Here is a 9201-nt window from a genome sequence, read left to right on the forward strand (position 1 = left end):
GCTTACGAGTCTGAGGAAGATATGGCGCGCGACACAACTGACAGCCAACCGATCGGATCCATTGACGATCTCGTCGATTACATCGCGAAGGGCTGCAAACCAAAAGACCAATGGCGCATCGGCACCGAGCACGAAAAGATCCCGTTTTACGTAGAAGGCAACCTGCCGGTCCCTTACGAAGGTGACCGTGGCGTCCGCGCGCTGCTTGAGGGCATGCGGGATCTGCTCGGCTGGGAGCCGATCGTGGATGCGGGCAACATCATCGGCCTCGCGGAGCCATCGGGTCAGGGCGCCATCTCGCTTGAGCCGGGCGGGCAGTTCGAGCTCTCGGGCGCGCCGCTCGAAAGCCTTCACGAGACATGCCGAGAGAGCAACACGCACCTCGCGCAGCTGCGCAAGATCGCCGATCCGCTTGGCATTCGTTTTCTCGGTCTCGGAGCAAGCCCCAAGTGGTCGCTCGCCGAAACGCCGCGTATGCCCAAGTCCCGTTACGACATCATGACGGCCTACATGCCCAAGGTGGGCACGCAGGGCCTCGACATGATGTACCGGACCTGCACGATCCAGGTGAACCTGGACTTTGCGTCCGAAGAGGACATGCGCCGCAAGATGCAGATCGGCATGCGCCTGCAGCCGCTGGCGACCGCTCTCTTCGCCAATTCGCCGTTCACGGAAGGCAAGCTCAACGGCCTGCAATCCTGGCGCGGCGACATCTGGCGCGACACCGACAACCAGCGTTCCGGCCTGCTGCCGTTCACCTTCGAGGAGACGTTCGGCTTCAGCGACTATGTCGAGTGGGCGCTGGACGTGCCGATGTACTTCATCATCCGTGATGGCAAGTACCGCGATTGCACGCACATCACCTTCCGCCAGTTTCTTGAGGGCGCGCTCCAGGGCGTGGAGCCCACCATGGGCGACTGGACCAATCATCTGTCCACCCTGTTCCCGGACGTGCGCATGAAGCGCTTCCTGGAAATGCGGGGGGCTGACGGCGGCCCGTGGCGGCGGATCTGCGCGCTGCCGGCCTTCTGGGTTGGCCTTCTCTATGACGACGAGGCCATCAAGGCAGCTGAAGAGATGACCCGCGGCTGGAGCTTCGCCGAAGTTCAGGCACTGCGCGATTCCGTGCCTGCCGCAGGCCTCTCGGCCGAGTTCCGGGGCCAGCCGCTCCTGAAGACGGCGCGCGAGGTGCTGGAAATCTCGCGTCTGGGCCTCAAGAACCGGGCGCGGCTCAACGGCGACGGTCAGGATGAGACCGTGTTCCTCAGCACCCTCGATGAGGTGATGGCGCGCGGCACCACCAGCGCCGAGGAAATGGCATCAGCCTTCCAGAACCGATGGGGCGGTTCCATCGACCCGATCTTCCACGAGCAGGCATACTGATCGGCAGTAGTGGCACCGGCTAGAACCCGCCGTTTGCCTGGTAACGGAAGTGTCATTCAGTCGTGGATGGCCTTCCAGCTCCTGCGTTGACTTTCCGCAGAAGGCTTTTTATAAGCCACGCACGCTCGGGCACCGTTCCGGCGTACCTTTGGTATGCCTACGGTCAGAAGCTCCTGTTGTACCAACAGAACCAAGAAGGGCCGCACTCCGCGGTATTAAAATAAATGAAGCGCACATATCAGCCCTCTAAACTCGTCCGTAAGCGCCGTCATGGCTTCCGGGCTCGCATGGCTACCACCGGTGGCCGCAAGGTTATCGCCGCTCGTCGCGCGCGTGGCCGCAAGCGCCTGTCTGCTTAATCCCTAGATCAGGGTAGGAGACTTGGCGGAAGCAGCGGGAGTGCCTCTACCGGGGCGGCTCAAGAAACGAAGCGAATTTCTTGCAGTCCGTCGTGGAACGAAGCGTCGCGGCCCGCTCTTTCTGCTTGAAGTTCTGGAACGCGGCGACCAGGGTTTGCCGCGTTTTGGTATTACGGTCACCAAGAAGGTGGGCAACTCCGTTGAACGGAACCGTATTCGCCGGCGTGTGCGTGAGGCAATTCGCACACATGCTGCTGGTGACATGTCGCCGGGACGTGACTATGTGATCGTCGGACGACGGGACATCCTTTCCGTGCCATTTGATGCGCTCAAGGAAGAGCTTTCCCGTCGGATGCGCGACAACAAACCCGTTAGACCGGGCTGAGGAAATCATGGAAAATAATCGCAATCTGCTCATCACCATCGTGCTTTCGGTGATCATCCTGACCGGATGGCAGGTTTTATACATGAATCCGAAGGTCGAGGCGCAGCGCGAAGCGGCTCGTATCGAGGCTGAACAGCAGGCTGCCCAGGCACCGCAGCCGGGAACCACCACGCAGGGCGACGCCGCCATCCCCACGCCCGGAGCCACGTCCGGCACGGAAGTGCCCGGCGCTTCGGCGACTGCTCCGGCACCGGTGTCGCGCGAAGCGGCAGTCTCGACGGGTAACCGCATCAGGATCGATACGCCGCGCATCGGAGGCTCGATCAACCTCGCTGGCGGACGTCTCGACGATCTGCTGCTGAAGGATTATCGCGTCACCGTCGATGACAATTCCCCGAACATCCAGCTTCTCAATCCTTCGGCCCTGTCGGACGGATATTATGCCGAGTTCGGTTTCGTTGGCTCCGCCACGAGCGGTTCCGTACCGGGTCCCGACACGGTCTGGACCGCAGAGAGCGGCGCGACGCTGACGCCTGATTCTCCGGTCACGCTCACCTACACCAACGAGAACGGCCTCACTTTCCGCCGCACGATTACCGTTGACGGCAACTATCTCTTCACCGTCTCCGATACTGTGGTCAATGCCAGCGGCCAGCCGGTCGAACTGCGCAGCTACGGTCGCACCACCCGCATGGGCCAGCCGACCACCGCCGGCCTTTACATCCTTCACGAAGGTCTGATCGGCGTGACGGGCGAGAAGGGCCTGCAGGAGATCGACTACAGCACGGCACGCGATGATGGACAGATCAAGCCCGGCAAGTCCGAGGACGGCTGGCTCGGCATCACCGACAAGTACTGGGCTGTGACGCTGATCCCGAACGCCGGTGTTGCCTTCGACCCGCGCTTCGCTTTCTTTGCCGATGGTCGCGAGCGCTTCCAGGCCGACTTCCTGACGGACCCGATCGTGGTTCCCGCCAATGGCGAGAAGACCATCTCGAACATGCTGTTCGCGGGCGCCAAGGAAGTGCACGTCATCGACGCCTACGAGTCGTCCAAGAACATCCGCCAGTTCGAACTGCTGATCGACTGGGGCTGGTTCTACTTCATCACCAAGCCGATGTTCTATCTCATCGACTGGCTCTACCGCGTGCTCGGCAACTTCGGTCTCGCTATCCTCGCTACGACCGTGATCGTGAAGGCGTTCTTCTTCCCGCTCGCCAACAAGTCGTACAAGTCGATGGCGAAGATGAAGCAGGTGCAGCCTGCCCTCATGGAGATCCGCGAGAAGTACGGTGACGACCGTATGAAGCAGCAGCAAGCCATGATGGAGCTGTACAAGAAGGAAAAGATCAATCCGGTTGCAGGCTGCTGGCCAGTGCTGGTGCAGATCCCCGTCTTCTTCGCGCTTTACAAGGTTCTGTACGTCACCATCGAGATGCGTCATGCGCCTTTCTTCGGCTGGATCCAGGACCTTGCTGCGCCGGATCCGACCTCGCTGTTCAACCTGTTCGGTCTGCTGCCTTATGACGTGCCGGCCTTCCTGCTGATCGGCGTATGGCCGCTGATCATGGGCATCACGATGTTCCTGCAGATGCGCATGAACCCGACGCCGCCCGATCCAACCCAGGCGATGATCTTCAACTGGATGCCGCTGATCTTCACGTTCATGCTGGCAAGCTTCCCGGCCGGTCTGGTCATCTACTGGGCATGGAACAACACCCTCTCGATCATCCAGCAGGGTGTGATCATGAAGCGCCAGGGCGCCAAGCTGGAGCTTTGGGACAATCTCACGGGTATGTTCCGCAAAAAGCCGAAGCCGGCAGAATAACCAACGGACATGAATTGGCCCGCTTCGGCGGGCCTTTCCTTTTGTTGCAACCTCTGGCCAACTGTCATTGCGGTGAAAGCGAAGTCAGGAGAGAGAGCATGAACGGTCCGGATCCTGCCGAGAAATATCCCATGGAGGGTTTTCCGCGCGTTGGCTTCCTGAAGGCCTTCGTGGACCAGCAGAACATCGAGATCGGCGAATATACCTATTACGACGATCCCAACGGGCCGGAGACCTTCGCCGAACGCTGCGTGCTTTACCACTACCCCTTCATTGGCGACAAACTGATCATCGGGCGTTTCTGCGCCATCGCTGAAGGCACGCAGTTCATCATGAATGGTGCAAACCACGCGATGAGCGGCTTTTCCACCTACCCGTTCAACATCTTCGGGAAGGGTTGGGAAAAGGGCTTCGACGTTTCGACATGGGCAGAAGCCGTGAAGGGCGATACGATCGTTGGAAACGACGTCTGGATCGGCTATCAGGCTGTCATCATGCCGGGTGTGCGGATCGGCAACGGCGCGATTATCGCAAGCAAGGCAGTGGTCAGTCGGGACGTGCCGCCCTATGCCATCGTTGCGGGAAATCCCGCGCGGGTTGTGAAGATGCGGTTTGACGACGATCTCATTGCGCGGCTCGAGGCCGTTGCCTGGTGGGATTGGCCGGTTGACAAGATTACACGAAATCTCGATGCGATCCGCGGGGCGGACATCGAGCGACTGGAGAATGCTGAATGAGCGCTGAGACCGAGACGCAACAGGCAGGCGAGACCCCGGCGCCCGGAATCTCGCGCGAGACGGACATGCTGTTCCGGCGCGGCTTCGTGTTCATCCGTGGTGTGCCCTCGATGAAGTTCCTGCCGCCTGAAGGGCCCCACGAGGTTGCCTTTGCGGGCCGGTCGAACGTGGGCAAGTCTTCGCTGATCAATGCGCTGGTGCGCCACAAGGGGCTGGCGCGTACATCGAACACACCCGGCCGTACGCAGGAGCTCAACTACTTCGTTCCCGACGGCTACAGCGGCAAGGACGGCGATCTGCCTCCCATGGCGATCGTCGACATGCCGGGCTATGGCTTCGCCAAGGCGCCGAAGCCGCAGGTTGAGGCGTGGACCAAACTCGTCTTTGATTACCTTCGCGGACGCGTGACGCTGAAGCGCGTCTACGTGCTGATTGATTCGCGCCATGGCCTGAAGGAGATTGACGAGGAGGTGCTCGGCCTGCTCGACAAGGCCGCCGTGTCCTACCAGATCGTGCTCACCAAGGCAGACAAGATCAAGGCGCCGGCGCTGACCAAGCTTGTTGAAGAGACCGCGAAGAAGATCGTGCGCCGGCCTGCAGCCTTTCCAGTGGTGCTGGCGACCTCGTCGGAAAAGGGCTGGGGGTTGGACGAGCTGCGCATGGCAATTTCCACCGCCGTCGAATACGAGCCGGCACGGTGAACAAGAGCGCGCAAAACGCAACTGTTCGTTTGCCAGCGGTTGCGAATGCGCTATTAGACCAATCAGTGCTTCCTTGAGGAAGGGGAAGCAAAAAGACTTTCAGGGCTGGCATCGTGCTATCGGGAAGTTGTGTTCAGACTTTCCAGGGACGCTGCCCAGACAGGCGATCAAGCGTGGACATGGGATATGACAACTCTTTCTGATGCCGAAGCACAAGCCAGTCTTCTCTCTGCAGCTCTGCCCTTCATGCAGCGCTACGAGAACAAGACCGTGGTCATCAAATATGGCGGGCATGCAATGGGCAATCAGGAGCTCGGGCGTGCATTCGCACGTGACATCGCGCTCCTGAAGCAGTCGGGCGTCAATCCGATCGTCGTGCATGGCGGCGGTCCCCAGATCGCGGAGATGCTGAAGCGCCTCGGCATCGAATCCAAGTTCGAGGGCGGACTGCGCGTCACCGACCAGCGTACGGTCGAGATCGTCGAGATGGTGCTTGCCGGCTCCATCAACAAGGAAATCGTCGCGCTGATCAATGCCGAAGGCGAGTGGGCCATCGGCCTCTGCGGCAAGGACGGCAACATGGTTTTTGCCGAGCAGGCTCGCAAGACGGTGGTGGATCCCGATTCCAACATCGAGCGCGTGCTTGACCTCGGCTTCGTTGGCGAGCCGGTCGAAGTTGACCGTACGCTTCTCGACCTCCTGGCGCGCTCCGAGATGATCCCGGTCATTGCTCCGGTCGCACCCGGCCGAGACGGCAACACGTACAACATTAATGCGGATACGTTTGCCGGAGCGATTGCTGGTGCGGTCAAGGCTGCACGGCTGCTGTTCCTGACCGACGTCCCCGGCGTTCTGGATCGCGATGGCAAGCTGATCGATGAGCTGACGGTCAGCCAGGCGCGCTCGCTGATCAAGGACGGTACGATTTCCGGTGGCATGATCCCGAAGGTCGAGACCTGCATCCAGGCGATCGAGCGCGGCGTTGAAGGTGTCGTCATTCTGAACGGAAAGACCGCCCACGCCGTTCTGCTCGAGATGTTCACGGAGCGCGGCGCTGGTACGCTTATCGTGCCGTAGGGTGCTTGGCTGCTTTGAAGACAGAGACAAGCCGGAGCCATTATGGTTCCGGCTTTCTTTTTGGATGTAGCTTAACGATCAGTTCACCAGTACCAGAACGATAATTCCGGCGGTGATCAGCAGGCAACCGGCGATCTCGGTCCGGTTAATTCGTTCGCGGAAGAACCAGACCGAGGATGCGATGGTGAAGAGCATCTCGATCTGGGCGAGCGCCTTGACGATCGCGGCCTGCTGCAGGGTCATTGCCATGAACCAGCCGAAGGAGGCGGTAGCGCCCACGGCTCCGACGAAGAGCGATGGCTTCCAGGCCTTGCCGATTTTCCCCAGCTCAGCGCGGTCGCGCCAGAGCATCCAACCGAGCATCAGCAGCGTCTGAAGCAGGATCGTGTAGAGGAGGGTGGTCGCTGCCTGCATCATGAAATTGGGACCGCCGAGCGACAGCGAAGCCGCGCGGTACGTCACAGCCGAGACGCCGAAGAAGGTGCCCGACGCCAGGCCGATGAGGGCGGTGCGGCTCACGAGAGAGGCAAAGAGATTGCGCCAGCTCATCTCCACATGCGCAACCGAGATCAGCATGACGCCCACGACGGAGATGGCTATCGCGAACAGGGGACCAACCCCAGCCGATTCATGCAGCAGGATCAGGCCGAAGATTGCTGCCTGTATGGGTTCGGTGCGGGAATAGGCGGTGCCGACGGCAAAGTTCCGGAACGAGAAGAGGTACACGAGCAGGAACGTCGCAGCGATCTGGGAGACGCCGCCAATGACTACCCATAGGAAGAACATCGGCGTTGGCGAGGGAATGGGGTAGCCGATCGCCAGATGGAGGATCAGGACGTAAAGGGCCGCAAAGGGGAGACCGAAGCCGAAGCGCACGAATGTGGCTCCGGTTGTGCCCATCACGCGTTTCAGATATTTCTGGGCCGCGGAACGCAGGTTCTGCAGGAACGCAGCAACTATCGTAATTACTATCCAGGCTTCCATCGGAGATCACAGGGCAGGTAGGTGAGGGATAACCGGGTCATTCAAACAGCGTCGAACGATCCGAGACAACTGTCGTACGAAAGCGCTTGTATCCTGAATATCATCATCGAGGAAGGGTACAATGCTTCCTGCATCAGCCAGCGAAACGCTAGACGAGACCGCTAAGGACACACAGTGAACAAACCTGATCCTACCGAATTTGAGCATGTGAGAAGCTGGGTCTTCGATCTCGACAATACTTTATACCCTCACGATGCTGATCTGTTTTCGCAGATCGACGTGTTGATGACGACTTATGTGTCGGAGTTTCTGCGCCTCTCGCGCGAGGATGCCCGTAAACTACAAAAGGATCTCTATCGCGATCACGGAACCACGCTGCGTGGCCTGATGGACCTTTACAACGTGGATCCTGACGACTTTTTGCAAAAGGTTCATGATATCGACTACAGCTGGCTGAAGCCGAATCCGGCGCTTGGCGAGGCGATCCGGTCGCTGCCTGGCAGGAAGTTCATCTTCACCAACGGCAACAGGAGCCATGCCGAAAAGGCCGCTGCCCAGCTCGGCATCCTCGATCAGTTCGAGGATATCTTTGACATTGTCGCGGCCGGGCTCATCCCTAAACCCGCCAAGGAAAGCTACGAAGCGTTTGTTGCGCTCCATGGCATCGCGGGCCCGGATGCGGTGATGTTCGAGGATCTCGCGCGCAACCTGGCCATCCCGAAGCAATTGGGGATGAAGACCGTTCTGATCGTGCCGCAGAACCTGGAGGAAACCTATTCGGAAGTCTGGGAGAGGGACCTTGGACGGGAAGACGAGGTCGACTACGTCACCGACGACCTCACACTGTTTCTACAGACGATAAACAGTCGGTAAACGTTCGGCTGTCACGCGCTGGTCATAGGGGGGGGGCCTAAACAGCCGGCAATGCTGTGGCGGAAAAACCAGATATACTTCACTGTCCCGGACGTCGAACATGCCCGCCGTGGACTACAATAGTCCGGCCACCAAGCTATGGCAGGAAGTTTCCTATGGTATGTTCCGGAACAAGATTATTTCAGCTTTTGCTTCAAACGCCGAAATAATCCGGTCACATTTTCTCGCAGTTCCAAGCGCCAGAAGAATATTTTTCTATGAAATTATCATAGTAATTTTAAATAGTAATGCATTAACGTTATGCTGGCTGACTGCTGTGATGACTCTCTGAAAGGTGCGGAGGCGCATGTTCCTTTCTGGGGAGGATGTATGTTCCGATCTCCTGGACAGCCTTTTCATGGAGTGATTTCGTAAACTCCCGCAGTTCGGGATGGATGCAATCAACAAAATAGTGCCAATCATCCTGATCCATCGTGCTCGATGTGATCGAAAGCAGGCTGCGCATGCCACTGCCCTCGTGCGGAATTGTATAACCGCAGGGACCAACTCCGTATTGAATGGCATCCTCGAGCACACAGCGGCCGCTTTGGTCCGGATGAAGCTCAGTCCAGAAGAAGGGGTTCGCGGCGGCTGCCCCGATGCGAAAGACCGGGTCATATGTAAAATATGACTCACGCAGGTATCTCGTCACCCATCTGCCTGGATACGTACTCCACGCATAAGGAAAGCAGGAACGATCCTGTTCTCTAGGCTCAGGACTCGTTAAATCAAAGCCAGAAGATAACGGCAGCGGCGATGCATATTGCTGAGAAGAAAGTATGCGCACATCGGTCGTAGCGCGTCGCGATGCGCCGCCAGTCCTTGAGTTTGGCGA

The 9201-nt window shown here is 59.0% G+C and carries 10 protein-coding genes and 1 pseudogene; 8 read left to right on the plus strand and 3 right to left on the minus strand.

Going from position 1 to position 9201, the window contains the following annotated elements:
- Nucleotides 1–21: 21 nt before the first annotated feature.
- The 7 genes from IEX27_RS15285 to argB all read left to right on the plus strand — a co-directional run bounded on the left by IEX27_RS15285 (nucleotide 22) and on the right by argB (nucleotide 6470).
- Complete coding sequence (locus IEX27_RS15285; RefSeq protein ID WP_188721936.1) at nucleotides 22–1383, plus strand: glutamate--cysteine ligase; 1362 nt, start codon at nucleotides 22–24, stop codon at nucleotides 1381–1383.
- A gap of 224 nt (nucleotides 1384–1607) precedes the next feature.
- Entirely contained in the window at nucleotides 1608–1742 is a 135-nt protein-coding gene (rpmH, locus tag IEX27_RS15290; RefSeq protein WP_026501365.1) for a 50S ribosomal protein L34, read from the plus strand.
- Between the two features lie 22 nt (nucleotides 1743–1764).
- Nucleotides 1765–2127: a ribonuclease P protein component gene (rnpA, locus tag IEX27_RS15295; protein WP_244630387.1), complete on the plus strand. Its 363-nt coding sequence runs from the start codon at nucleotides 1765–1767 to the stop codon at nucleotides 2125–2127.
- Nucleotides 2128–2134: 7 nt separating this feature from the next.
- Complete coding sequence (yidC, locus tag IEX27_RS15300) at nucleotides 2135–3955, plus strand: membrane protein insertase YidC (protein WP_188721937.1); 1821 nt, start codon at nucleotides 2135–2137, stop codon at nucleotides 3953–3955.
- Nucleotides 3956–4053: 98 nt separating this feature from the next.
- A complete protein-coding gene (locus tag IEX27_RS15305) occupies nucleotides 4054–4692 on the plus strand; it encodes a CatB-related O-acetyltransferase (protein ID WP_188721938.1) in 639 nt (212 codons plus the stop codon).
- A gap of 65 nt (nucleotides 4693–4757) precedes the next feature.
- On the plus strand, nucleotides 4758–5393 hold the full coding sequence (gene yihA, locus IEX27_RS15310; protein ID WP_188721957.1) for a ribosome biogenesis GTP-binding protein YihA/YsxC: 636 nt from the start codon (nucleotides 4758–4760) through the stop codon (nucleotides 5391–5393).
- A gap of 186 nt (nucleotides 5394–5579) precedes the next feature.
- Nucleotides 5580–6470 (plus strand): acetylglutamate kinase, encoded by an 891-nt coding sequence (gene argB, locus IEX27_RS15315; RefSeq protein WP_188721939.1) that lies wholly within the window; start codon nucleotides 5580–5582, stop codon nucleotides 6468–6470.
- Between the two features lie 78 nt (nucleotides 6471–6548).
- Here argB and IEX27_RS15320 read toward each other — a convergent pair whose 3' ends face one another.
- On the minus strand, nucleotides 6549–7454 hold the full coding sequence (locus tag IEX27_RS15320; protein ID WP_188721940.1) for a DMT family transporter: 906 nt from the start codon (nucleotides 7452–7454) through the stop codon (nucleotides 6549–6551).
- A 174-nt stretch (nucleotides 7455–7628) separates the two neighbouring features.
- Between IEX27_RS15320 and IEX27_RS15325 the strand changes: the two genes are divergently transcribed.
- A complete protein-coding gene (locus IEX27_RS15325; RefSeq protein ID WP_188721941.1) occupies nucleotides 7629–8327 on the plus strand; it encodes a pyrimidine 5'-nucleotidase in 699 nt (232 codons plus the stop codon).
- A gap of 298 nt (nucleotides 8328–8625) precedes the next feature.
- Here the strand turns inward: IEX27_RS15325 and IEX27_RS21400 are convergent, their stop codons facing one another.
- Nucleotides 8626–9117, minus strand: a complete 492-nt coding sequence (locus tag IEX27_RS21400) for an autoinducer binding domain-containing protein (RefSeq protein WP_280516494.1) — start codon at nucleotides 9115–9117, stop codon at nucleotides 8626–8628.
- Nucleotides 9095–9201: pseudogene (locus IEX27_RS15330) on the minus strand (IS5/IS1182 family transposase); the annotation flags it as partial. The pseudogene IEX27_RS15330 and the gene IEX27_RS21400, both read right to left, overlap by 23 nt.

Source organism: Nitratireductor aestuarii (assembly GCF_014641695.1).
In the GTDB taxonomy this organism is placed as follows: domain Bacteria; phylum Pseudomonadota; class Alphaproteobacteria; order Rhizobiales; family Rhizobiaceae; genus Chelativorans; species Chelativorans aestuarii.